Below are 22111 nucleotides of genomic sequence, written 5' to 3'. Positions count from 1 at the left end.
GCTACGGCGCTATTTGGGAGCGCGCGTCCGGGCGGCTTTGCTCCACCGAGCTACACCACCTCCGGGGACACGACCCCATGGGAAACTGATTGTTCATCGCCTGGTGCGGGCGGCGATGATTTTAAAAGGTCATCCATGAGCCGATGCCGTCTCGCGCTTCGCGCCCGTCAGCATAGGCTTTCAGATGCACTTCCTCATACTTGATCGAGCGCCACAATCGTTCGATGAAGATGTTGTCCATGAAACGGCCGCGTCCGTCCATCGAAATCGCAATGCCTGCAGCCTCCAGCCTGCCGGTGAAGGCTGAGCTGGTGAACTGCGCGCCCTGATCGGTGTTGAAGATCTTAGGCCGGCCGTGACGCGCCATCGCCTCGTCGAGCGCAGCGATGCAAAAGCCCGTATTCATCGTGTTCGACAAGCGCCACGCCAGCACCGCCCGGGTGGCCCAGTCGATGATCGCCACCAGATACAGGAACCCCTGCGCCATCGGAATGTAGGTGATGTCGGCCGCCCAGACGTGATTGGGCATCGGTGATGCTGACGCCGCGCAGCAGATAGGGATGGATCTTGTGGCCGGAGGCGGCCTTGCTGGTGCCGGGGCGCGGGACCAGCGCCAGTACCGTTAACGGACCGCCGGACAATGGTTGAAGTTTCCGATACAGGTGCTCTTTGAGTTTTGCTTCCAACCCTCTCCCTTTGAGGGGTTTCCAAGACATGTCTTGCAAGAAGTGGTCGACGTAGCGCCCTTGCAACCTAAGTTTTTGTAGCAAGTGCCCGCATGGACGGTCCAAGGAATGAAAACAATCGCGACTATTGCGGCGGCGGTGCAGATATTTCTCATCGTTTTTCCCATTTGAAGCGGTGATGGTCTCGATCGAGCCGATAAGCGAAGGGCTCGACCAGCATTTCAGTCGTCAAAGCGGGCACGGCATTGGTAGCTACCAATGCTAACGCTGGAGACTTAAACTGACATCGGGGTCGCACCCCGTTTTCGCATTGGGAGAATCCCCCATGGGCCGCCCAGCTTCGCACGCGTCAACTTGCCGGACGCAGACGGGCATGGATCAAGGCGCCGGTGCGCCGTAAGGGTCGCCGAGCAGCACGCTGCGGATCGCCACCAGAAGGTCTTCTGTCATCTCCTGCTTGGCGACGTAGTCGTCGGTGCCGGATTCGAAAGCGCGGCGGACGTATTGCGGCGAATCATGCCTGCTCAATCCAGGTAGCGGCAGACGAACAAAGCGCGCGCGAACGTCTCTCACCAGATCCAAACCATTGCTATCGCCAAGGAACAGATCGACGATCCCTAGATCGGGTTTCGTGGCCGCGATGGCCACGAGCGCATCCCGTTGGGTGGCCGCCAAGGCACATACGACAAGACCGGGCTCAGCATTGATCAGCGCGGTCAGCCTGCGCCGCATCAGGGGTGACTGTCCACAATGAGCAGACGCCGCGTGCGCCGTGCTGATTGCGCAGTCCGCTTTAGCACCATGGCCCAGACCGCGTGTTCGGCCGTCGCGCTTGCCGGAGAGGGGCTGTGCCTGCTTGGTCGAGAAGTCATCGGCGGCATGGCAGACGTGTATGACACTAGCCGCGCACTTGGGCGAACTTTATGACTCAACCCAATCGGCCGATTGTAACCCATTGAGCCGCGCGTTGGGCGAGTTCAGCAGCCGATTCGATCGCCAGCTTATTCTTGATGTGCTCAAGATGGGATTCTACCGTTTTGACGCTGCGGTTCAGTAGACCAGCGATCTGCCGCGTGGTTCGGCCCTGACCAACGAGCCGAAATACCTGCAATTCCCGATCGCTCAGCGTGCGCACCGGCGAGGCGGTCTCGAGCGGTCGCGCGCCGACGCATCGTTCAGCCAGCCGCCGCTGCAGAGCCTCGCTCATGTAGGTCTCGCCTGCAAGCACCCGACGAATGGCAGCGATCACGGTCGATTCGAGCTGTTGTTTGGTGACATAGCCGAGGGCGCCGGCGCAAAGCGCGCGCTCGGCGAACACCTCTTCGTCGTACATCGAAAGCACCAGCGAGCGAACGCCGGGATGACGCGCTTTGATTTCCTTGACGAGATCTAGGCCGTCCTCGTCGCCGAGAGCAAGGTCTACGATCACCAGATCAGGGCGACTGATCGCGATGGTCTTGAGCGCGGCCACGCGCGTACCGACCGCGCCGTGAACGGCGAGGCCGTTTTCCGCCTCGATGAGGGCGATCAACCCGCGGCACAGCACGGGATGATCGTCGACGACAAGCAGCCTCTTCCGCACCGCGTCCGCGGCTTCAGCCAGGCAAGTGGGCATCGCCGATACTTTCCTGCCGTTCGTAATTCGATAACAGCGGAAACGCGCACGCAACCATGACGCCGCGACGGGCCTGCGGCTCCACAGTAAGAGAACCGCCGATCGCCCGCGCGCGGTAGTCCATGGTATAAAGCCCGATGCCGTCATGATCGCGCCATTTTTCGGGAAGCCCGACACCGTTGTCCCGGATGCTCAATAGTCCCGAGCCTGCAGTGCACGCCAGACGGATCTCGATTTCGTCGGCTCGGCCGTGGCTGACCGCATTGCGGACGGCTTCTTGGGCGATACGCACGAGGTGGCTCGTGGTTTCGCGGCCAAGATCGGGACAAGGGGTATCTTCCACAAACGCACAAAAGGCGCCATGAGCGGCGCTGACGTTGCGGGCGAGGCTCTCAAGGGAGCCGACAAGATCCGCGCTATTCAGACCGATCGAGCTGAGCCCACGAGCGAGGTCACGCGCCTCGCCGATGGTCTCGTTCAGCAATCGTACGAGTTCGGCCGCGGCCGCGGCGGGACCCGGTTGGCCGCTCGCCGCCAAACTTCGCCACAGCGCCGCAGCTAGCGCCGCTAAGCCGGCGAGCGATTGGCAGAGCCCGTCGTGGAGTTCACGCCCAATGCGCTGTCTCTCGCGAGAGGCAATCGCAAGAATTTCACGTTCAAGAATTTCTTGTTGCCCAATATCGCGAGTTATGGCTTCGATCTGCTCCCGTTGCATCGAAGACCAGCCAGGTTTTCTCGTGACTAAGATACACCCTTAGGATGTATCAGCAGTATGATCGAGTCAACTTCAAAGATCGATTTAAACCGCATAACTTTATGTACATTAAAGCTACGCGCCGCACCGTTGTAATTGTCGATCGGCAGGGCGTCGATGAAGCTCATCGCGTCGACGGAGAACACCGCGCCGCCATTCGCCGTCTTTCCCGACGCTAGCATGAGTCAGTGGACGCTGAGCCTTGCAGCTTCCATACGCATGAAATGTGGACGTGAGGTGAAGGTCTCACAGGCGTTGAATAGCGGGCAGCGGGTTTATCCTCATTCATGATTGATCGCCTCGGCAACTCTGTTGAGGCAATCTCATGACAGGCAAGATCAAACCAATCTCGATCTGTCTCGCGGGCGCCCGACCGCAAGGTACGACCGCCGTGCTTCCACGTCAGTTGCGCGAAACGGAAATGCAACGCCAGCGGTCGCCACGCTTCCATTAGACGTCCGTGTAGCAGCCAGTCCCCCGGCTTCCGTCGGGTTTGGTGAAGTGCGTGCGTGCATTCACGACACCGATGTCTCCAAGGACCCTGATCTGGATGTCGCTGCCGGAAATCTCGGTGACCGGCGACTTCCGGGCGACTTGCCGCAGGAAGCCGGCGCGGTCGAGGACGGTCCCGTCCGGGGATTACGGTGACGCTGGGATTACGGTGACGCTGCACCAAACAAAGCCCCCTCCGCCGCCCGTATCCCAGCTCTGCTGAAACTGCCCGTCGTGCCACTCTGCCGCACCCATTCCCCTTGTGCCGTCGGGCAAATCACCTGCACATTTCCGGCCGTCCCGTGCTCATCGAAGAGGGGCGTTCGCGAGTCGTCACGAGCGTTGGGTGTGGGATGCGATGGCCGGGTCGGAGTTGCAGCGCGCATTCGCGAGCGGACGAACAACTTCGATACGGACGGTGAAGTCGCGTGGTCCTGGCCTCCCGATGCTGAGGTCAAGCTCGCTGATGTGCGTCAGTGCATCGCGGGTGATGGGGGCAACAAAGCCCGGTCCCCAGGGAGAGCGCGTATAAGTCGTAAAGCCATTGCGCAGGGAGGGCCGGGTGTGTTCGGCCAGACCTGTGGTGACTGCCGCCTGCATTCTTTTTCTGCAGGCGGGCCACGGGCGCGGCCAGCGCCCGGCCTTCCCTGCGCCCTCGATTTCCGGAGAGGGCGGTGCTGCAGCAGAGCTCGGACGCAAATTGCGCCGCGAGGCCGACGACGTGCATCTGCGCGTGGCCTGTGGTCCCGAGGCGTCGCCGAAGATCATGTTTGGGGAAGAACGCCCTGGTGCTGCCGGACAGGATTGAACTGTCGACCTCTCCCTTACCAAGGGAGTGCTCTACCACTGAGCTACGGCAGCAAAGGGACTGGCGGGGACCGGCCCGAAAGCCGCGACCGAACGCGGGCGGTTCTTGCCACAAGGTCCCCGCCTGCGCAAGCGCGGCTCGCCCGGTTTTCCGGGAAAGACGTCAGCGTGATGTATCGAAACGGAGCGAAAGACCTCCGAATCGGAACGAAATCGCCCTTTCGCGGCGGATTTTCGCGGTTGGTCGCCCTTGGCGTCCCCAATGCCCGGGGCGCAGCGGCAACTCCCCATCCGGGCAGGCGACGGCCGGCCGGGCGGAACCCTACCGTCTGCATCGCCAACGCCTCTTGGCTTTCGCACCTGCGGCCCCAATTGTGCCTCTGGTATGGGGTGACCGGAGGAAGGGGATGACCGATAAGACCGGGAAGGCGGCGCCGAAGGGCGCGCGCGAGGAGCGGCTGAAGCAGGCGCTGCGCGAGAACCTGAAGCGGCGCAAGGCGCAGAGCCGCGAGCGCAGCCAGGCGGTGACGGTCGAGAAGGACGGCTTGGACGAGGCCGCTGCCGACGGCCGGGACGATTCGAAGCATTGAGCAGATGGCAGGCGGGGTGGGCGTGATGGCAGCGGATGAAGGGATGACGGCGGATGCGGCGGCACAACGGGCGGAGCTCGCGAAGACGCTGCCGCGCTTCGACCAGACTTTTCCGGAGCTGACGCCCCAGGAGATCGCGCGCCTGCGCGGCTTCGGCGAGATCCAGACCTATCGTGACGGCGAGCTGCTGTTCGAGACCGGCAAGCCCGGCCCCGGCATGTTCGTCATCCTCAAAGGCCATGTCGCGATCACCCAGCGTGACGGCCTCGGTCACGTCACCCCGGTGATCGACCAGGGGCCAGGGCAGTTTCTGGCCGAGATCGCCCAGCTCTCCGGCCGCGTCGCGCTGGTCGATGGCCATGCCGAGGGCGACGTCGAGGTCATCCTGATTCGCCCCGAACGGTTGCGCGCGCTGTTGATCGCCGAGGCCGAGCTCGGTGAGCGCATCATGCGGGCGCTGATCCTGCGCCGTGTGAATCTCATTCAGGGCGGCGCCGGCGGCCCGGTCATGATCGGGCCGCCGCAATCGGCGGCGATCGCGCGGCTGCAGAGCTTCCTCACCCGCAACGGCTTTCCGCACCATCTGCTCGATCCCGCCGTCGATCACGACGCCGCCGACCTGATCGCGCGCTATTCGCCGACCCCGGCCGAGCTGCCGCTGGTGGTGGTGTCCGACGGCAGCGTGCTGCGCAATCCCAGCGAGACCGAGCTGGCGCGTGCCGTCGGGATGATCGGCGGGCCGCGCGGCGAGAAGATCTACGATGTCGCGGTCGTCGGCTGCGGGCCGGCGGGCCTTGCCACGGCGGTGTATGGCGCCTCCGAAGGTCTTTCCGTCGCGGTGCTGGACTCGCGTGCGTTCGGCGGCCAGGCCGGCGCCAGCGCGCGCATCGAGAACTATTTCGGCTTCCCGACCGGCATCACCGGCCTCGCGCTGACCGCGCGCGCCTTCAACCAGGCGCAGAAGTTCGGCGCCGAGATCATGATCCCGGTGTCGGTCAATGCGCTCGACTGCGAGCGCAAGGCCGGCGCCTTCGTGCTGGCGCTCGAGGGCGGCGACGAGGTGCGGGCGCGCTCGGTGGTGGTCGCCAGCGGCGCGCGCTATCGCCGGCCTGATCTTGCCCGGCTCAAGGAGTTCGAGGGGCGCGGCGTGTGGTACTGGGCCTCGCCGATCGAGGCGCGGCTGTGCGCGGGGCAGGAGGTCGCCCTCGTCGGCGGCGGCAATTCCGCGGGGCAGGCCGCGGTGTTTCTGTCGGGGCACGTCAAGAAGGTGCGGATGATCATCCGTGGCGGCGGGCTTGCCGCGTCGATGTCGCGCTATCTCATCGAGCGCATCGAGGCGACGCCGAACATCGAGCTGTTGTTCAACACCGAGGTCGTCGCGCTCGATGGCGGGGCCGACACCGGCCTCGAACGCATCACCTTGAAGAGCCGGCTGTCCGGCGAAGAGACGCCGGCCGACATCAGCAATCTGTTTCTGTTCGTCGGCGCCGATCCCGCCACCGGCTGGCTCGACGGCTGCGGCATCACGCTCGATCGCGCCGGCTTCGTCGTCACCGGGGCGCAGTCGGAGCAGAATGCCGGGCGGATGGTGTCGCCGCTCGAGACCTCGGTGCCCGGCGTCTATGCGGTCGGCGACGTCCGCTCCGGCTCGGTCAAGCGCGTCGGCGGTGCGATCGGCGAGGGGGCCCAGGTCGTCGCCGCGCTGCACGGGTTTCTGGCCGATGCGCTGGTCCCGCCGGTCTGATTCGCGCCTTTCCGCCGCGGGGGCCGTACCGTCAGGGGATGAATTCCCGGCGGCTGCGACCTGCCGTTGCGAACTCATCAAATCGCCGTAATGTCGGTCCTGTTGCGCCGACCTTAGCCCAATTTCCCGGCCAGCCCCACAGGACCAGCATGGATCGCATTCGCATCGTCGGCGGCAACCCACTTCGCGGCACCATCCCGATTTCGGGCGCGAAGAACGCCGCCCTGCCGCTGATGATCGCGGGTCTTTTGACGCCGGAGACGCTGATCCTGGACAACGTCCCCCGCCTCGCCGACGTCGCGCAGCTGCAGCGCATCCTCGGCAATCACGGCGTGGACATCATGTCGGTCGGCAAGCGTCCCGGCGATGGCCAATACCAGGGGCAGACCTTGCAGATCTCGGCGGCCAACATCATCGACACCACGGCGCCCTATGAGCTGGTGTCGCGGATGCGCGCCAGCTTCTGGGTGATCGCGCCGCTGCTCGCGCGGATGCACGAGGCGCGGGTGTCCCTGCCCGGCGGCTGCGCCATCGGCACGCGGCCGGTCGATCTCCTGATCATGGCGCTGGAAAAGCTCGGCGCCAGCATCGAGATCGATGCCGGCTATGTCGTCGCCAAGGCGCCGGGCGGCCTGCGCGGCGGCACGATCGATTTCCCCAAGGTCACCGTCGGCGGCACCCATGTCGCGGTCATGGCCGCGAGCCTCGCCAAGGGCGCGACCGTCATCACCAACGCCGCCTGCGAGCCGGAGATCACCGATCTCGCCGAATGTCTCAACAAGATGGGCGCGCGCATCTCTGGCGCCGGCACGCCACGCATCGAGATCGAGGGCGTGGTGTCGCTGCACGGCGCGCGTCACACCGTGTTGCCCGACCGCATCGAGGCCGGCACCTATGCGATCGCCGCGGCGATGACCGGCGGCGATGTCCGGCTCGCCGGCGCGCGCCCGGAGCTGTTGCAGTCCGCGCTCGACGTGCTGACCGAGGCCGGCGCCGAGATCTCGAGCGACGCCGAGGGCATCCGTGTCGTCAGGAACGGCCACGGCATCCGCCCGGTGCAGGTGACGACCGCGCCGTTCCCCGGCTTTCCGACCGACCTGCAGGCCCAGCTGATGGCGCTGATGGTCTGCGCGCAGGGCGCCTCGGCGATCACCGAGACCATCTTCGAGAACCGTTTCATGCATGTGCAGGAACTCGCACGGTTCGGCGCGCGTATCAGTCTCGACGGCGAGACCGCGCGGATCGAGGGCACCTCTCATTTGCGCGGCGCGCCCGTGATGGCGACCGATCTGCGCGCCTCGGTGTCGCTGGTCATTGCCGGGCTTGCTGCGGAAGGCGAAACCATGATCAATCGCGTCTACCATCTCGATCGCGGCTTCGAGCGGCTGGAGGACAAGCTGAAGGCCTGCGGCGCCACGATCGAGCGCATCCGCGAGTGAAGGCGCTGCCAAGAGGATGAGACCGTGACCGACCGGCTCAAACTGATCGCGCTCGATGCCGACGATCTCGCCGTCATCTCGGCCCATGTACAGGACGCGCGGGTGCAGGCGGCCGACATCATCTGGCGCCAGGCCGAGAAGCGGCTGGTGATCGGCATGAACCGGCTCGACTGGGATCAGGCGCTGCATGGTGAGAGCGAGCCGCGCCGGCTGCTCGCGGCGTTGCGGTTCGACCGGGTGCTGGCCTGCAAGTCGCGCCGCATCGACCTCGCCGCGCCCGCGGCCGTGCTGGAGCTGATCGGCATCGAATTCCATGCCGGCGCCGAGCCGCCCGCCGGCAGCGCGCTGCTGCTGTTCTCCCACGGCGGCGCATTGCGGCTCGATGTCGAATGTCTCGAATGCGAGCTGACCGATCTTGGCGAGGACGATCTCGGCACCAGCGATATCGATGGCGTCCCGCCGCTGACCGGGTAGGCGCCGGTTCAAAGGGTTGACGGCCCCGCGCTGCCGCGCCATTGAGCAGGGGGTCGGGGGCAGCCACCCCTTCGGAAAGTGCCAGAGATGCCCATTCGCCTGTCCCGCGCCAGCACCGATTTCGACACTCAGTTTCGGCAGTTTCTCGCCGCCAAGCGCGAGACCTCCGCCGACGTCGAAGCCGCCGCCCGCGCCATCGTCGACGACGTCGCCAAACGCGGCGATGCGGCGCTGCTCGAGGCGACCCGCAAGTTCGACCGGCTGGAGCTCGATGCCTCCTCGCTGCGCGTGACGGCCGCCGAGATCGAGGCCGCCTTCAAGGCCTGTGACGCCGCGACCTTGGATGCGCTGAAATTCGCCCGCGACCGCATCGAGGCGTTTCATCTCAAGCAGCTGCCGGCCGACCAGCGTTTCACCGACGAAGCCGGCGTCGAGCTCGGCTGGCGCTGGAGCGCGATCGAATCCGCCGGTCTCTACGTCCCCGGCGGCACCGCGGCCTATCCGTCCTCGGTGCTGATGAATGCCATTCCCGCCAAGGTCGCCGGCGTCGGCCGGCTCGTGATGGTGGTGCCGGCGCCGGACGGCAAGCTCAATCCGCTGGTGCTGGCCGCCGCCCATCTCGGCGGCGTCTCCGAGATCTACCGCGTCGGCGGCGCCCAGGCCGTGGCGGCGCTGGCACATGGCACCGCGACGATCGCCCCGGTCGCCAAGATCGTCGGCCCGGGCAACGCCTATGTCGCCGCCGCCAAGCGGCTGGTGTTCGGCAAGGTCGGCATCGACATGATCGCCGGCCCCTCCGAGGTGCTTGTCATCGCCGACGACAGCGGCAATGCCGACTGGATCGCCGCCGATCTGCTCGCCCAGGCCGAGCATGACGCCAGCGCGCAATCGATCCTGATCACCGATAGCCGCCGCCTGGCCGATGATGTCGCCCGCGCCGTCGAGGGCCAGCTCAAGACCCTGCCGCGTGCCGCGATCGCCGGCGCGTCGTGGGCCGATTTCGGCGCCATCATCGAGGTCGAGCATCTCGACCAGGCCGTGCCGCTGGCGGACGCCATCGCCGCCGAGCATCTGGAGATCATGACCGCCGATCCCGACGCGTTCGCGGCCCGTGTCCGCAATGCCGGCGCCATCTTCCTTGGTGCGCACACGCCCGAGGCGATCGGCGACTATGTCGGCGGCTCCAATCACGTGCTGCCGACCGCGCGCTCGGCGCGGTTCTCCTCCGGTCTCGGTGTGCTCGACTTCATGAAGCGCACGTCGCTGTTGAAATGCGGCCCCGAGCAGTTGCGCGCGCTGGGGCCAGCGGCGATGACTCTGGGCAAGGCCGAGGGTCTCGACGCCCATTCACGCTCCGTGGGAATACGCCTCAATCTGCCATGACCCAGCACCCGCCAGGCGACGACCGGACCAATCGCATCGTGGCGGTGACGCTCGACGAGGAGTCGATCGGCCGCTCCGGTCCGGACATCGAGCATGAGCGGGCGATCGCGATCTACGACCTCGTCGAGGAGAACCTGTTCGCGCCCGAGGGCGCCGACGGCGCCGGTCCCTTCACCCTGCATCTCGGTATCACCGCCAACCGGCTGATGTTCGACATCCGCAAGGAGGACGGCACGCCGGTGGTGACGCATCTGTTGTCGCTGTCGCCGTTCCGGCGGATCGTGAAGGACTACTTCATGATCTGCGACAGCTACTACCAGGCGATCCGCACCGCGACCCCCGACAAGATCGAGGCGATCGACATGGGCCGGCGCGGCATCCACGACGAGGGCTCGCGCACCTTGCAGGAGCGGCTGAAGGGCAAGGTGCGGGTCGATTTCGAGACCTCGCGCCGGCTGTTCACTTTGATCACGGTGCTGCACTGGAAGGGCGAGGGCCAGTGATGCCGCGGGCCGCCACGCGCGCGTCCCAGCTTTCGGCCAAGGGCGCCTAGGCGCATGGCCGAGGGGCCGCCGCGCGCGCGCCAGCCGCAGGCGGTGCTGTTCGCCTGCGGCCAGAACAGCGTCCGCTCGCCGATGGCCGAGAGCCTGCTGCGCCAGATGTATCCGCAGGCGCTCTATGTCCGCTCCGCCGGCGTCAAGAAGGGTGAGCTCGATCCGTTCGCGGTGTCTGTCATGGCCGAGCTCGGCCAGGACATCTCGCAGCACAAGCCGACCACCTTCGAGGAGCTCGAGGACTGGGAGGGGCTGAATTTCGACCTCATCATCACCCTCTCGCCCGAGGCCCATCACAAGGCCCTGGAGCTGACCCGCACCATCGCCGCCGACGTCGAATACTGGCCGACGCCCGACCCGACCGGCACCGACGGCAATCGCGAGCAGAAGCTGTCCGCCTATCGCGAGGTCTGCGACGGGCTGTTCACGCGGATCCGCAAGCGTTTCGGCAAGCCCGGTCCGGCGGGCTTGTAGGTTCCCGGTTCCACCGCAGGTGTCATCGAACCGAAATACCAACGTCGTCCCCCGCTCAAATTCGCGCCGTAGAGCAGGCTCGTCGCAGCCTTGTCGCAGCCTTCGGGTTGTGGAATGGCAGCCCTTCCGATAGGTTCCGCGCGCACGCCCCGCCGCTTCCGAATCCCCCAGCGAAATCAGCATGCTCGGCCGTCCCAAAATCGTTCTTGCATCCGGCTCGCCGCGGCGTCTGGCGCTGCTCAACCAGGCCGGCATCGAGCCCGATGCGCTGCGCCCGGCCGACGTCGACGAGACGCCGAAGCGTGGCGAGCTGCCGCGCGCCTGCGCCAATCGGCTGGCCCGCGCCAAGGCCGATGCCGCGCTCAAATCCGTCCAGCTCGACGACGAGCTGCGCGGCGCCTTCATCATCTCCGCCGACACCGTGGTCGCGGTCGGTCGCCGCATCCTGCCGAAGGCCAATCTGGTCGACGAGGCCTCGCAGTGCCTGCGCCTCCTGTCCGGCCGCAACCACCGCGTCTACACCGCGATCACGCTGGTGACGCCGAAGGAGGCGTTCCGCCAGCGCCTGGTCGAGACCCGCGTCCGCTTCAAGCGGCTCAGCGAGGACGACATCCAGGCCTATATCGGCTCCGGCGAATGGCGGGGGAAGGCCGGCGGCTATGCCGTGCAGGGCATCGCCGGCTCGTTCGTGGTCAAGATGGTCGGCTCCTACACCAACGTCGTCGGCCTGCCGCTCTACGAGACCACGACCCTGCTCGCCGGCGAGGGTTTTCCGATCCGCTTCGGCTGGCTCAACACCGTCGGCGTCTGACGCCATCCTTGAGGAGGTGCATCGCGCGTCGCGGGCGCCTAGATAGCGGCCATGTCCCAAGAATCGACCCGTTCGACCCGCTCCCCATCCGCCGCCTCCGCCAAGCCCGCCGGCCGCTGTCCGATCTGCCGCCGGCCCGCAGCCGCGGCCGTCCGCCCATTCTGCTCGCCGCGCTGCCGCGACGTCGACCTGCATCGCTGGCTCAGCGGCTCCTATGTCATCCCGGCCACCGAGGGCGACGAGGACGACGTCGAATAGGGCCGTGTTTTCATGGCTTTGCCCCAGCGGAGCCGGCCGTCCGGCGGCGGCCCCGGGGCCTTCCGCGCAACTGCGAAAGGAATGTGAAAACTTCGCCTCAGGGCGGTAGACAGCGCCGCCTGCTCTGACTATAACCCGCCGGCTCGCCGGGCTTTTTTGCCCTTCACGAGACCTGCCCAGGTAGCTCAGTTGGTAGAGCATGCGACTGAAAATCGCAGTGTCGGTGGTTCGATTCCGCCCCTGGGCACCACGCTTCGCCCGTTGGGCTACGCGTGGCGCAGCCGCGCTGTAGCCCAACGGGCGAAGCGTGCCCGGCGAAGCCTCTTGGCGAAGCCGGGCGTTTGAGCCCCCTCTGCTCGCGCCTGAGCCGCGCCCTCTGATCCCAATCAACCCTGTCAAACAGCCTGCCGCTCGTCGCCGTAGCTCGCGCCCATGCGCTCGCAACCTCGCGGCTGGATTGGCCCGAGCTCTGCTGCATGTGAGCGTCCTCATCAATTGAGAGGGCGCAGGGAAGGCCGAGTGCCGACTGGCACCCATGGCCCCCGTGCGAAAGAAGTGCACGGGGCAGGAACCACAGGCTCAGCCGGAAACAACCCGGCCTTCCCTGCGCGATGGTTTGAACGGCTGCTCCGCGCTCTCCCAGGGGACCGGGCTTGCTTGCCCCCGTCATCGGCAATCGTCGCCAATCAAGACACCAGCGTCGGGGTGTCGGGACCACACGGCTTGACCGTCCGCAAAACGACGTTCGTCCGCACCCCCAATGAGATGCTGCGTCGCCCCGCGGCCACCGCTCCCCGCCGCAACGTCCCGTGACGATCGCGATACGCCCCGCTCAGTGCGGGCGGGATGGCGGGATAAGACCACTGATTTGGGGGGTGTGTCAACAAAATTTCTGGTATTCAGAATGAGTGGCTGCGCGTTGATGTCAGCCTGCTTCCCGAGCACGACGAACAATCGCTTTGAGCTTGCAAGGAAAGAGAAAAATGCAGCGTCACCATAACTCTATTCTTTCTCTTGCAGTATTCGTGAGTTTTGAAATTTCGATATAGCCGCAACATCCGTAACCCTGGGGTAGCGACTCAATCGCGTCTCGATTAGGTTAATCACGTTCATTCGAGCAACTGGCGATTCATCGTTTTTGCGGAGGCGGACATGAGCGCACGTGAGAGCATCGATTGGTGTCAGCGCCAAATCGAGAATGCGCAGGAAAAACTATCAAACATCGGCGATGGCGCGCGCTACTTTGTGAACGGCGAGGAAATTACTGGTAGCGTCGCCGGGAAGGCGACCGCAATCGTTACAGCGATGACGGCTCTGATAGGGGCTTATACCCTGTTCTTACGCTGATCGAATTCAAGGTCGCTATGGCTTGATGGCTCTTCTTGAAACAAGCTTGGTGGTCTCTGGATGTTGGATCTCCGGGGCGCTATTTTAGCTTGACGACGTTCCGATTTCTGGGCGAGCTACCGGAGAGCGAGTCTCTTCGGAGGGCAGCCGTGCCTAACGACCAAGAAAAACAGCCAGCTACGGAAGCCCCTGCTCCGGAGGCGCCGCGTAGCGATGATCAGCCGCATGCTATCAGAGTTTCCGCTTCAGATGTGCTGGGGCGCAGCGATCCTAACGCCGTACTCAAAAGGCAAATGTGGGGTCCATTTCGCGGTCGGGCGAGCCACGTGGCCATATCGGCGGACCAAGCCCTTAGCGGCGCGAAGTCCCAAATCGGAAGCGGCCAGCATAATGTTGTGCAAGATCCGCAAAACGGCCCCTCTCAGACGCATGGGCAAAACAGATCACTGGGTGCGCAGCCCTCAAGCTTAGATGGGACGCGCGGCGCAAAGCCCGAGCGCGCTAGCCCAAAGACAACCGTGAAGGGCATGGCGGAACGGCTTGGTGCCGCTGATGTGGCCAAGCTAGGGAAGTTAGCGGAGGAGCCTTCCTTACTGTCGAAAAAACTTGCGGAGGGGGTGTTTTCCGGAATCGGAAGCAACTCCCCCGATCCGTTGCCTCCGCGTGTTCGGCGCTATTATCTCGCTGTGGCATTTGCCACGGTTGCGGCTGGCTTGGTGGTGTCGTGTTTCATTGCAGGAGCGAGCAAGCAGATAGATTGGACTTGGGCTATCTGCGGCATTGCCGTCGGCCTTCTGCTGACGGTCCTCGCCACGCTCGATGCCTTAGAGAAGCGTATTCCGTTCATCGATAATACTGGACCGATAGCAGTCGGGATTGCGGCCGCAACTTGGCTGCTTATCGGATGGCAAACTTGGATAGTTTTCCACTCGCCAACTCAGGGTTATACGCAAGCTCAACTTGATGGGGCAGTTACGAAAGCCCTAGACCCCGTTCAAAAGACCCTTGATGCGGAGATCAAGCAAAGGAACGCCGCTGTCACGGCAGAGCAGAACGCAAATCGTCAGCTGGCTCAACTAACTCAGAGCCATGCGCAGATTTTCCCTTTTCCCCAAGCATTTGGTACTACGTGCGCTCTCAACCTCACGAGCATTGCCTCAGCATTTTGGGACCGCGCTCCAGAAGGCGCGGGTGTTTTGATTACTGCTGCTCCAGGGAATGACGAGCTTAAGCGGAATCTGCTTGGTACTTTTTCGATCGCATGGTCGAAGCACGTGCAGTCCGATCCCAAGCGGTTTGACAATAACAAGAGCCGAATGTTCTTGGACGGTCCAAACAACGCTGTTGATATTGATGCGCCTCGCCTTGCTGCTTCAGATAAGAACGGTGTCATCATTCACGGTGGCGATCCGCAGGAGACTTTTAGGACGGGTTGGATCAACTACTTTGTTGTACGGCACACTTCAAAAGTTCCAGAAGGCCTAGCTGAATACTATAAGGTACCCTCAATTGTCTGGATTGAGATAGGCCCGGGTGATCCTTGGACTCGGCCCTTTTCTTGCTCAGCGGGTTGATGATCGATTGATCGAGCCTCACGCTTAAGCGCTCCAGATTTTTAGTGCATCGTTTGCGAACGCAGCTTGCCGTTCTCGTCAGGCCCCACTTTTAAAAGGGTGCGAACGTGTTTGTCCTTCCACGCATGGGACCTCTGGTTGAGCTGCAGGGGTTACAGTGACAAGATTACAGTGAGAGTGCATAAAACTATGCGGATTGACGGCGGCTCAACGTCTTCTGCTCGACGCAGTCTGCGGGCTCAATGCCTCGTTGCTGCAGCAGTCGCGGCGGGCAGGTGCCGTCGTTGGAGCGGGTGATGCGCTCAAGCCTGGAATTACTGGAATTACGGTGACAGTGCACTTAATTGACATCTTTCGTCGCCGCGCGCAGGATGGCGCATGGCTCGCCTTGCCCGTGTCGTCATCTCCGGCCTGCCGCACCACGTGACCCAGCGTGGCAACGGCCGTGCGCGGACGTTCTTCGGTGATGACGATTATGCGCTTTACCGCGACCTGCTCGCGACCCATTGCCGGGCGGCGGACGTCGCCGTGTGGGCGTGGTGCCTGATGCCGAACCACGTGCATCTGATCCTCGTGCCGTCGGATGCCGATGGCCTGCGCCGGGCACTGTCGCGCGTGCATCGTACGTACGCTGGCATCGTCCAGGCACGCCGCAAGCGCAGCGGCCATTTCTGGCAGGGGCGGTTCGGCGCCGTGGCGATGGACGAGGCGCATCTCGCTGCGGCGTTGCGCTACGTCAGCCTCAACCCGGTGCGTGCGCGGCTGGTCACCCGCGCTCAGGACTGGGCTTGGTCGAGCACGCGCGCGCATCTGCGCGGCCGCGACGATGGCGTGACCGCGCGCGAGCCGGTGAAGGCGATTTTCCCGGACATCGCCGGGCTCCTGGGCGGCGGCCTGGACGACGAGGAGGCTCTGTTGGCCCGCCTTCGCGCCGCCGAGAGCATCGGCCGGCCGATCGGCAGCGACCGCTTCCTCAGCCGCATCGAGAAGATGACCGGTCGCGTGCTCAAGCCGGCCAAGCGCGGGCCGAAGCCGGCCGAAGAGGATGAGCGGGAGCGGACTTGAAGGTAGCTTGCGGAGTTAAGTGCACTGTCACCGTAACTGCCCGGCGGAGCGTCATCCGCCATGCGGGATCATCGATGTCGGCCTGGACCGTCGGCCGCAAGCTCGATGAGCAACCCCTCGCCGATCAAGCTGGTTCACGGCAGGAACGAGCTTCCGCCAGGACTGAGCGCCGACGACCGTTGGCAAGCAGCGTAAGCTGGCGGATGACGCTTCGCTCATCCGCCCTACGAACTACGAACGGTCGGACTCTTTCTGACTCAAAGTCACAGGCATCCCACGGCCGACCGCGAATCCTCCTTTGACTCCAGGTTGCCAAAGTGATCATCTTCTCCATTGACGGGAGAGGCGGGCTCCAGCCAATCACACGCACCCAGGGAGGCGATGATGAACGGCAACAACAACAAGCTCGTGGCGGAGGCGATCGGGACCTTCTGGCTGACGTTCGGCGGTTGCGGCAGTGCGGTGATCGCGGCCGGCGTGCCGGATGTCGGGATCGGCATGCTCGGCGTGGCGCTGGCGTTCGGGCTCACCGTGGTGACCATGGCCTATGCGATCGGGCACATCTCGGGCTGCCATCTCAATCCGGCTGTCACGGTGGGGCTGGCGTGCGGCGGGCGGTTCCCGACCGGGCTGATCGTGCCCTACATCATCGCGCAGGTGGTCGGCGCCATCGTCGGTGCGGCCGTGCTGTATGCGATCGCCAGCGGGGCGCCGGACTTCAGCACGGCGAGCGGCTTTGCCGCCAATGGCTATGCGGAGCATTCGCCCGGCAGATATGGGCTCGGGGCCTGCCTGCTCAGCGAGTTCGTGCTGACGATGATGTTCCTGTTCGTGATCATGGGCGCGACCCATGGCAAGGCGCCGGTGGGATTTGCGCCGCTGGCGATCGGGCTGGCGCTGACGCTCATTCACCTCATCAGCATCCACGTCACCAACACCTCGGTGAACCCGGCGCGCAGCACCGGGCCGGCGCTGTTCGTCGGCGGCTGGGCGCTGGCGCAGCTCTGGCTGTTCTGGGTGGCGCCGCTGCTCGGTGGCGCGGCCGGCGGCTTCATCTATCGCTGGCTGAGCCCGGAGCCGGCCGGCGAGGTGACCGGCGAGCGGACGGGGCAGGGCGCGGTCGCGAAAAGCGCCTAGGAAGATCTCCTCACGCGGTTGGATCGGGCCGCGTCACGGCGTGGCCGATGCCGTGGTCGCGCCGCTCTTGATCGCCGCCGGCTCTGCTGGATAATGCGCGCCTTGTCAGCGTGCACGATCTTGCAGGTGTCGTGATGAGCCGGAGGAACAACGAGCCGCTGTCCGATCGGGTCGCCAGGGTGGCCGAGGCGCTGCTGGCCGACCAGCATTACGTCAGCGTCGCCGACCTGTTCTGTGGCCTCGGCTGGCTCGATGCGTCGCTGCTGGAGCAGTGGCGGCGTGGGCAGGTTGGGTCGCTGGAGGAGGTCACACGCTCCGGTCTCCTGCGCATCAGGGAGGCGATGACGCATGTTCGTGCCTGGGCGCTCGCCAAGGGGCTGAGCCCGAGCGAGACCGCCTATGTCGCACAGACGCCACGCCGGCAGCCGCTGCGGTTCAGCCGCAGCAATGATCCGCAACTTGAAGAGCTGTTCCGGACGCATTGGGTCTCGCCGGCGCTCTCCGAGAAGAAGCGCGAGCGTGTGGCAGCGAAGGCGAGCCGGGCGCCGGAGCTGGTGGCGATCGTGCCGGCGCGGGACGGCTGGAGCTGTCATCGCTGCGGCGGGACCGGCGATGTCCTCATGATGGAGGATGGCGGTCCGGCGTGTCTCTCATGCGTCGGTCTCGGCGATCTCGTGTTTCTGCCCGCCGGCAACGCGCTGCTGTCGCGGCGGGCCAAGGCGAAGAGCAAACGCCATGCGGTCGTGGTGCGCTTCAGCCGGACGCGCGGGCGCTATGAGCGGCAGGGGCTGCTGGTGGAGCCAGGGGTGCTGGCCGAGCTGGGTCAGGACACCGCGTGAGCACGGCGCAGGACGCGCTGTCGGCCGTCTCCATGATCTCGCCGTGCTACGATGCTCGTCGTCCGCAGGGGCATCCGGTCCGCCCGCTCCGGCGTTCTGCAGCGACAGCTGAGGGCCGCAATGTTCGTCGACTTGCCCGGCCACTGGCCGCATGATCCGAAGCCGGAGCCGCCGAAGCGACGGCTGTCGCCGCGGCGTGAAAAGCTGCTGCTCGTGCTGATCGGCTTCAACATGATGCTGCTTATGGTCGCGCCTATTGGCGGTGCCACGCTGATCCACTGGCTGGTCGCCGTATTCTCGCGCTGACGCGGGAGTCGCCGGGCTATCGAGGCCGGCCTACACCTTCATGTCGATCACGGTGCGGCTCATCTCGTCGCTCGCCTTCAGCACTTTCGCGTTCGCGGCGAAGCTGTATTTGGCGACGAGCTGGCTGATCATCTCCTGCGCGAGATCGACATTGGGCGCGGCGACGAGGCCATCCTTGTTGGCGAACGGCGCGGTGGGATCGTAGCTCGCGGACGTACCCGAGCTCGAACGCGTGATGGTCGTCTGCGTGCCGCCGCCGGCGACGTCGCTCTGCACCAGCTCGAGCGGGTCGTAGGCCTTCGGCGCGCCGGCCGGCAGCGTGCCGTCGGCATTGGGCAGCGCGCCCGTGCTCCTGGCATTGGCGACGTTCGAGGCGGACACCTCGAGCCGGCGCGAGGCGGCTTGCATGCCGGAGACTGCGATGGTGGCGGTGGGACTCATGGCGGCGCTTGCTGATGACGTGACGCGCCAGCTAAGCCCGCGGCGCACCAAGCAAGTGTCAAGACCGCCGATGAGACTCGAGCGTCCGGCTCAAGGTTTTGTTCACCATCACGAACTCAACGCGGCCGGTCTGGATCGTCGCGCAGCAGCGCCAAGGCGGTGGGCACATCCCCGGCTGCGGAGACGAGCACATATTCGCCGCGTGCCGCGTGGACGCCGCCGGTGACCACGACCGCCCGCTTCGGGCAGAGGCCGAAGCAGCTCGTCGCGATGACGCGGGCCGGCTTCTCGCCTGCGCGGTTGCCGGGGCTGTCGTGGGATTCCAGCGCGTGCCTGATGGCCTTCTTCAAGGCCTTGTTCAATGCTTTGGGGTCATCGCTGCGCTTCAGGCATTTGCGGCAGACGAACACCGGAGCGGCGCGGCGGGGGCGGACGAGAGAGGGGAGGGCCATGCCCCCGAGCTAAGCGGCCGGCCGAGCCGCCGCATCCCTCGGGGATGCGCAGCCGTCGTGCGCCGAGCGAGGATCCGCGACGCTGGGCGCAACCTGCCGAGATTGGGCTATTGCCCACGATCAGAGCATATGATCTGGTCTGGATGACCCTGCCGCGTTCCTCCTGGGGATGGTGGCGCGCCTCGGTTCCCGGCGCCGTGAGCGCCATGGCATAGTGCAGGCCGATCAGCGTCGGGCCGCGCTCGGCCGGGAAGACGTGTTCTGAAAGGGAGGCCGGCTCGGCGTCATGGCGGGCGACAGCGACAAATCACGGCTCGACGATGCCGCTCGCGCCGGCTGGCTGTACTTCATCGCGGGCCATACCCAGGACGAGATCGCCCGGATGCTGCAGGTGTCGCGCGCCTCGGCGCAGCGGCTGGTGTCGCTGTGCCTTGCCGAGCGGCTGATCACGTTCCGGCTCGAGCATCCGATCGCCTCGTGCATGGCGCTGGCCGCGCAGCTCAAGGAGCGCTTCGCGCTGGTGCACTGCGAGGTGGTCCCGACCGATCCGGCCGCGCCGGCCGGCGCGGCGGGGATCGCCGAACGCTGCGCCAACCTGCTGGAGACGTCGCTGCGCGCCGAGACGCCGGTCATCATCGCGCTCGGCACGGGCCGGGCGGTGCGCGCCGCCGTTGAGCGCGTCTCGCCGGTCGACCGGCCCGAGCACCAGATCGTCTCGCTGGTCGGCAACATCCTGGCCGACGGCTCCGCCAGCTTCTTCGACACCGTCGGCCGGCTCGCCGACCGCACCGGCGCGCGGCATTATCCGATGCCGCTGCCGTTCCTGATGGGCACCGAGGACGAGCGCGACCGCATGGTCCGGCTCGATGCCATCGCCAAGGTCAAGGCGGTCGCCGACAAGGCCGACCTCAAGCTGGTCGGCATCGGCCAGATGGACCAGAAGGCGCAGATGCATGTCGACGGCTTCGTCACCCGCGACGAGCTCACCGAGATGATGCGGCTCGGGGCCATCGGCGAGATCACCGGGTGGGCCTATGACGCCAACGGCAGGGTGATCGCCGGCGGCACCAACCGCAGGCTCACCAGCATTCCGCCCGAGGTGCCGGCCCGCGCGATGACGATCGCGGCGGCGCTGGGACCGGCGAAGATCCCGGCCATCCGCGCCGCGCTGACCGGGCGGCTCATCAACGGCCTGATCACCGACGAGGCCACGGCGCGCGCCATCCTGGCGTGAATGCCCGCGGCGCTGCTGCGCATTGTTCTATCAAAGGTCGGATCCCCGTCGCGCCGCACAACCTGTGGGCGCCGGCGCATGCTTGACAAAGCCCGATCAGTGTTGTGAACATCAGCTCAGCCCGTGAGCATATATTCAATAACCGCGGGAATGGGAGGAGACCGTGAAGACCATCTTCACTCGGACGAGCACGCTTGCCGCCCTGCTGGGCGCCGCCACGCTGCTGACACATGCGCCCGCACTGGCGGAGACGAGTCTGACGATCGCCACCGTCAACAACGGTGACATGATCCGGATGCAGGGCCTTACCAGCGAGTTCACCAAGGCCAACCCCGACATCTCCGTGAAATGGGTGACGCTGGAAGAGAACGTGCTGCGCCAGCGCGTGACGACGGACATCGCCACCAAGGGCGGCCAGTTCGACATCCTCACCATCGGCACCTACGAGGTGCCGATCTGGGCCAAGAAGAACTGGCTGGTGCCGCTCGACAAGCTCGGCGCCGACTATGACGCGGGCGACATCCTGCCCAAGATCAAGGACGCCGTATCGGTCGACGGCAAGCTCTATGCCGCGCCGTTCTACGGCGAGAGCTCGTTCGTGATGTACCGCGCCGACCTGTTCGACAAGGCCGGGCTGAAGATGCCGGAGAGCCCGACCTGGGACTTCGTCGTCGATGCCGCCAAGAAGCTCACCGACAAGCAGGCCGGCGTGTACGGCATCTGCCTGCGCGGCAAGGCCGGCTGGGGCGAGAACATGGCGTTCCTGACCGCGATGTCGAATTCGTTCGGCGCGCGCTGGTTCGACGAGAAATGGCAGCCGCAGTTCAACACGCCGGAATGGAAGAAGACGCTGACGACGTATGTCGAGCTGATGAAGGAGGCAGGCCCTCCCGGCGCCAGTTCGAACGGCTTCAACGAGAACCTCGCGCTGTTCAACTCCGGCAAATGCGCGATGTGGATCGACGCGACCGTGGCGGCCTCGTTCGTGACCAACCCGAAGGAGTCGAAGGTCGCCGACAAGGTCGGCTTCGCGCTGGCGCCGAACACCGGCCTCGGCAAGAACGCCAACTGGCTGTGGGCGTGGAGCCTCGCGGTGCCCGCCGGCTCGCAGAAGGTCGAGGCGGCGGAGAAGTTCATCGCCTGGGCGACCAGCAAGGACTATCTGAAGCTCGTCGCGTCGAAGGACGGCTGGGCCAACGTGCCGCCGGGCACGCGCACCTCGCTCTACAAGAACGAGGAGTACCTGAAGGTCGCGCCGTTCGCCAAGCTGACCCTGGCCTCGATCGATGCCGCCGATCCGAACAAGCCGACGGTCAAGCCGGTGCCTTACGTCGGCGTGCAATACGCCGCGATTCCTGAATTCCAGGGCATCGGCACCGCGGTGGGGCAGCAGTTCTCCGCCGCGCTGGCCGGCTCGATGACCGTCGATGCGGCGCTCGCGGCGGCACAGTCCTCCACCGAACGCGAGATGAAGCGCGCCGGCTACATCAAATAGGCGCGCAAAGTTATCAGCTCGACACGAAACTCCTCCCGAGCTGATCACTGGCGGCCATCCCTCCCCACAGGGATGGCCGCATTTTCTCTCCAACGTTGTTCGAGCTCTCGCCCGGACGACGGTGCGCTCCCTCTCCCCGC

23 protein-coding genes, 2 tRNA genes and 2 pseudogenes are annotated in these 22111 nt (G+C 65.4%); 18 read left to right on the top strand and 9 right to left on the bottom strand.

Annotated features, from left to right (window positions below):
- Positions 1-124: 124 nt before the first annotated feature.
- The 7 genes and pseudogenes from QW887_RS33960 to QW887_RS33935 all read right to left on the bottom strand — a co-directional run.
- Positions 125-614 (bottom strand): annotated as a pseudogene (locus tag QW887_RS33960) (DDE-type integrase/transposase/recombinase); the annotation flags it as partial.
- Between the two features lie 450 nt (positions 615-1064).
- The gene (locus tag QW887_RS33955) at positions 1065-1418 is read right to left on the bottom strand and encodes a response regulator transcription factor (RefSeq protein ID WP_315717877.1); all 354 of its coding nucleotides are present in this window, start codon (positions 1416-1418) and stop codon (positions 1065-1067) included.
- 196 nt (positions 1419-1614) lie between these two features.
- Positions 1615-2301 (bottom strand): response regulator transcription factor, encoded by a 687-nt coding sequence (locus tag QW887_RS33950; protein ID WP_315717876.1) that lies wholly within the window; start codon positions 2299-2301, stop codon positions 1615-1617.
- Positions 2282-3016, bottom strand: a complete 735-nt coding sequence (locus QW887_RS33945; protein ID WP_315751346.1) for a sensor histidine kinase — start codon at positions 3014-3016, stop codon at positions 2282-2284. Before QW887_RS33945 ends, QW887_RS33950 begins: the two co-directional genes overlap by 20 nt.
- 489 nt (positions 3017-3505) lie before the next feature.
- Positions 3506-3679 (bottom strand): annotated as a pseudogene (locus tag QW887_RS34990) (nuclear transport factor 2 family protein); the annotation flags it as partial.
- A gap of 201 nt (positions 3680-3880) precedes the next feature.
- Entirely contained in the window at positions 3881-4147 is a 267-nt protein-coding gene (locus QW887_RS33940; protein WP_316187848.1) for a hypothetical protein, read from the bottom strand.
- Between the two features lie 186 nt (positions 4148-4333).
- Positions 4334-4408, bottom strand: a tRNA-Thr gene (locus QW887_RS33935).
- A gap of 353 nt (positions 4409-4761) precedes the next feature.
- Between QW887_RS33935 and QW887_RS33930 the strand changes: the two genes are divergently transcribed.
- From QW887_RS33930 to QW887_RS33855, 16 genes are all read left to right on the top strand, one after another.
- Positions 4762-4944: a hypothetical protein gene (locus tag QW887_RS33930; RefSeq protein ID WP_316165560.1), complete on the top strand. Its 183-nt coding sequence runs from the start codon at positions 4762-4764 to the stop codon at positions 4942-4944.
- Between the two features lie 43 nt (positions 4945-4987).
- Positions 4988-6688 (top strand): FAD-dependent oxidoreductase, encoded by a 1701-nt coding sequence (locus QW887_RS33925; RefSeq protein ID WP_410052261.1) that lies wholly within the window; start codon positions 4988-4990, stop codon positions 6686-6688.
- A 149-nt stretch (positions 6689-6837) separates the two neighbouring features.
- Positions 6838-8127, top strand: a complete 1290-nt coding sequence (murA, locus tag QW887_RS33920; RefSeq protein WP_315828010.1) for a UDP-N-acetylglucosamine 1-carboxyvinyltransferase — start codon at positions 6838-6840, stop codon at positions 8125-8127.
- A 24-nt stretch (positions 8128-8151) separates the two neighbouring features.
- Positions 8152-8601 (top strand): DUF2948 family protein, encoded by a 450-nt coding sequence (locus QW887_RS33915; RefSeq protein ID WP_316196118.1) that lies wholly within the window; start codon positions 8152-8154, stop codon positions 8599-8601.
- Positions 8602-8688: 87 nt separating this feature from the next.
- Entirely contained in the window at positions 8689-9984 is a 1296-nt protein-coding gene (hisD, locus tag QW887_RS33910; protein ID WP_315828011.1) for a histidinol dehydrogenase, read from the top strand.
- A complete protein-coding gene (locus tag QW887_RS33905; RefSeq protein ID WP_315717869.1) occupies positions 9981-10487 on the top strand; it encodes a UPF0262 family protein in 507 nt (168 codons plus the stop codon). Before hisD ends, QW887_RS33905 begins: the two co-directional genes overlap by 4 nt.
- 54 nt (positions 10488-10541) lie before the next feature.
- A complete protein-coding gene (locus tag QW887_RS33900; RefSeq protein ID WP_316196117.1) occupies positions 10542-11012 on the top strand; it encodes an arsenate reductase ArsC in 471 nt (156 codons plus the stop codon).
- 181 nt (positions 11013-11193) lie between these two features.
- Positions 11194-11823, top strand: coding sequence for a Maf-like protein (locus QW887_RS33895; RefSeq protein ID WP_006613056.1), 630 nt, complete (start codon positions 11194-11196; stop codon positions 11821-11823).
- A 51-nt stretch (positions 11824-11874) separates the two neighbouring features.
- Positions 11875-12081, top strand: coding sequence for a DNA gyrase inhibitor YacG (yacG, locus tag QW887_RS33890; RefSeq protein ID WP_316196116.1), 207 nt, complete (start codon positions 11875-11877; stop codon positions 12079-12081).
- A gap of 174 nt (positions 12082-12255) precedes the next feature.
- Positions 12256-12331: transfer RNA gene (locus tag QW887_RS33885), tRNA-Phe, on the top strand.
- Between the two features lie 902 nt (positions 12332-13233).
- The gene (locus tag QW887_RS33880) at positions 13234-13428 is read left to right on the top strand and encodes a hypothetical protein (RefSeq protein ID WP_316196115.1); all 195 of its coding nucleotides are present in this window, start codon (positions 13234-13236) and stop codon (positions 13426-13428) included.
- Positions 13429-13955: 527 nt separating this feature from the next.
- Entirely contained in the window at positions 13956-15002 is a 1047-nt protein-coding gene (locus tag QW887_RS33875; protein WP_316196114.1) for a hypothetical protein, read from the top strand.
- A 378-nt stretch (positions 15003-15380) separates the two neighbouring features.
- Positions 15381-16067, top strand: a complete 687-nt coding sequence (locus QW887_RS33870; protein WP_316196113.1) for a transposase — start codon at positions 15381-15383, stop codon at positions 16065-16067.
- Between the two features lie 384 nt (positions 16068-16451).
- The gene (aqpZ, locus tag QW887_RS33865; RefSeq protein WP_316196112.1) at positions 16452-17204 is read left to right on the top strand and encodes an aquaporin Z; all 753 of its coding nucleotides are present in this window, start codon (positions 16452-16454) and stop codon (positions 17202-17204) included.
- Between the two features lie 134 nt (positions 17205-17338).
- Positions 17339-18043, top strand: coding sequence for a hypothetical protein (locus QW887_RS33860; RefSeq protein ID WP_316196111.1), 705 nt, complete (start codon positions 17339-17341; stop codon positions 18041-18043).
- Positions 18044-18163: 120 nt separating this feature from the next.
- Positions 18164-18349: a hypothetical protein gene (locus tag QW887_RS33855; RefSeq protein WP_315751364.1), complete on the top strand. Its 186-nt coding sequence runs from the start codon at positions 18164-18166 to the stop codon at positions 18347-18349.
- Positions 18350-18379: 30 nt separating this feature from the next.
- Here the strand turns inward: QW887_RS33855 and QW887_RS33850 are convergent, their stop codons facing one another.
- Entirely contained in the window at positions 18380-18790 is a 411-nt protein-coding gene (locus QW887_RS33850) for a flagellar basal body rod protein FlgC (RefSeq protein ID WP_315716344.1), read from the bottom strand.
- 116 nt (positions 18791-18906) lie between these two features.
- Positions 18907-19242, bottom strand: coding sequence for a hypothetical protein (locus QW887_RS33845; RefSeq protein WP_316196110.1), 336 nt, complete (start codon positions 19240-19242; stop codon positions 18907-18909).
- 286 nt (positions 19243-19528) lie between these two features.
- Between QW887_RS33845 and QW887_RS33840 the strand changes: the two genes are divergently transcribed.
- Together QW887_RS33840 and QW887_RS33835 are read left to right on the top strand one after the other, a co-directional pair.
- Positions 19529-20476, top strand: coding sequence for a sugar-binding transcriptional regulator (locus QW887_RS33840; protein ID WP_316196109.1), 948 nt, complete (start codon positions 19529-19531; stop codon positions 20474-20476).
- 163 nt (positions 20477-20639) lie between these two features.
- The gene (locus tag QW887_RS33835; RefSeq protein WP_316196108.1) at positions 20640-21971 is read left to right on the top strand and encodes a sugar ABC transporter substrate-binding protein; all 1332 of its coding nucleotides are present in this window, start codon (positions 20640-20642) and stop codon (positions 21969-21971) included.
- The last annotated feature ends 140 nt before the right edge of the window (positions 21972-22111 follow it).

The sequence above is a fragment of the Bradyrhizobium sp. SZCCHNRI3052 genome, from assembly GCF_032484895.1.
GTDB lineage: Bacteria > Pseudomonadota > Alphaproteobacteria > Rhizobiales > Xanthobacteraceae > Bradyrhizobium.
Note: the sequence above shows the minus strand (reverse complement) of the source record. Positions and strands in the feature narration are given on the sequence as shown.

Excerpts from the sequence above, each read along its gene's own strand:
- QW887_RS33950 (WP_315717876.1), bottom strand. The coding sequence starts at position 2,301 with ATGCCCACTTGCCTGGCTGAAGCCGCGGACGCGGTGCGGAAGAGGCTG.
- QW887_RS33945 (WP_315751346.1), bottom strand. The coding sequence starts at position 3,016 with ATGCAACGGGAGCAGATCGAAGCCATAACTCGCGATATTGGGCAACAA.
- QW887_RS33880 (WP_316196115.1), top strand. The coding sequence starts at position 13,234 with ATGAGCGCACGTGAGAGCATCGATTGGTGTCAGCGCCAAATCGAGAAT.
- QW887_RS33875 (WP_316196114.1), top strand. The coding sequence starts at position 13,956 with ATGGCGGAACGGCTTGGTGCCGCTGATGTGGCCAAGCTAGGGAAGTTA.
- QW887_RS33850 (WP_315716344.1), bottom strand. The coding sequence starts at position 18,790 with ATGAGTCCCACCGCCACCATCGCAGTCTCCGGCATGCAAGCCGCCTCG.
- QW887_RS33930 (WP_316165560.1), top strand. The coding sequence starts at position 4,762 with ATGACCGATAAGACCGGGAAGGCGGCGCCGAAGGGCGCGCGCGAGGAG.
- QW887_RS33870 (WP_316196113.1), top strand. The coding sequence starts at position 15,381 with ATGGCTCGCCTTGCCCGTGTCGTCATCTCCGGCCTGCCGCACCACGTG.
- QW887_RS33905 (WP_315717869.1), top strand. The coding sequence starts at position 9,981 with ATGACCCAGCACCCGCCAGGCGACGACCGGACCAATCGCATCGTGGCG.
- QW887_RS33940 (WP_316187848.1), bottom strand. The coding sequence starts at position 4,147 with ATGCAGGCGGCAGTCACCACAGGTCTGGCCGAACACACCCGGCCCTCC.
- QW887_RS33840 (WP_316196109.1), top strand. The coding sequence starts at position 19,529 with ATGGCGGGCGACAGCGACAAATCACGGCTCGACGATGCCGCTCGCGCC.
- QW887_RS33955 (WP_315717877.1), bottom strand. The coding sequence starts at position 1,418 with ATGCGGCGCAGGCTGACCGCGCTGATCAATGCTGAGCCCGGTCTTGTC.
- QW887_RS33900 (WP_316196117.1), top strand. The coding sequence starts at position 10,542 with ATGGCCGAGGGGCCGCCGCGCGCGCGCCAGCCGCAGGCGGTGCTGTTC.
- murA (WP_315828010.1), top strand. The coding sequence starts at position 6,838 with ATGGATCGCATTCGCATCGTCGGCGGCAACCCACTTCGCGGCACCATC.
- aqpZ (WP_316196112.1), top strand. The coding sequence starts at position 16,452 with ATGAACGGCAACAACAACAAGCTCGTGGCGGAGGCGATCGGGACCTTC.
- QW887_RS33855 (WP_315751364.1), top strand. The coding sequence starts at position 18,164 with ATGTTCGTCGACTTGCCCGGCCACTGGCCGCATGATCCGAAGCCGGAG.
- QW887_RS33860 (WP_316196111.1), top strand. The coding sequence starts at position 17,339 with ATGAGCCGGAGGAACAACGAGCCGCTGTCCGATCGGGTCGCCAGGGTG.
- QW887_RS33845 (WP_316196110.1), bottom strand. The coding sequence starts at position 19,242 with ATGGCCCTCCCCTCTCTCGTCCGCCCCCGCCGCGCCGCTCCGGTGTTC.
- QW887_RS33925 (WP_410052261.1), top strand. The coding sequence starts at position 4,988 with ATGACGGCGGATGCGGCGGCACAACGGGCGGAGCTCGCGAAGACGCTG.
- hisD (WP_315828011.1), top strand. The coding sequence starts at position 8,689 with ATGCCCATTCGCCTGTCCCGCGCCAGCACCGATTTCGACACTCAGTTT.
- yacG (WP_316196116.1), top strand. The coding sequence starts at position 11,875 with ATGTCCCAAGAATCGACCCGTTCGACCCGCTCCCCATCCGCCGCCTCC.
- QW887_RS33895 (WP_006613056.1), top strand. The coding sequence starts at position 11,194 with ATGCTCGGCCGTCCCAAAATCGTTCTTGCATCCGGCTCGCCGCGGCGT.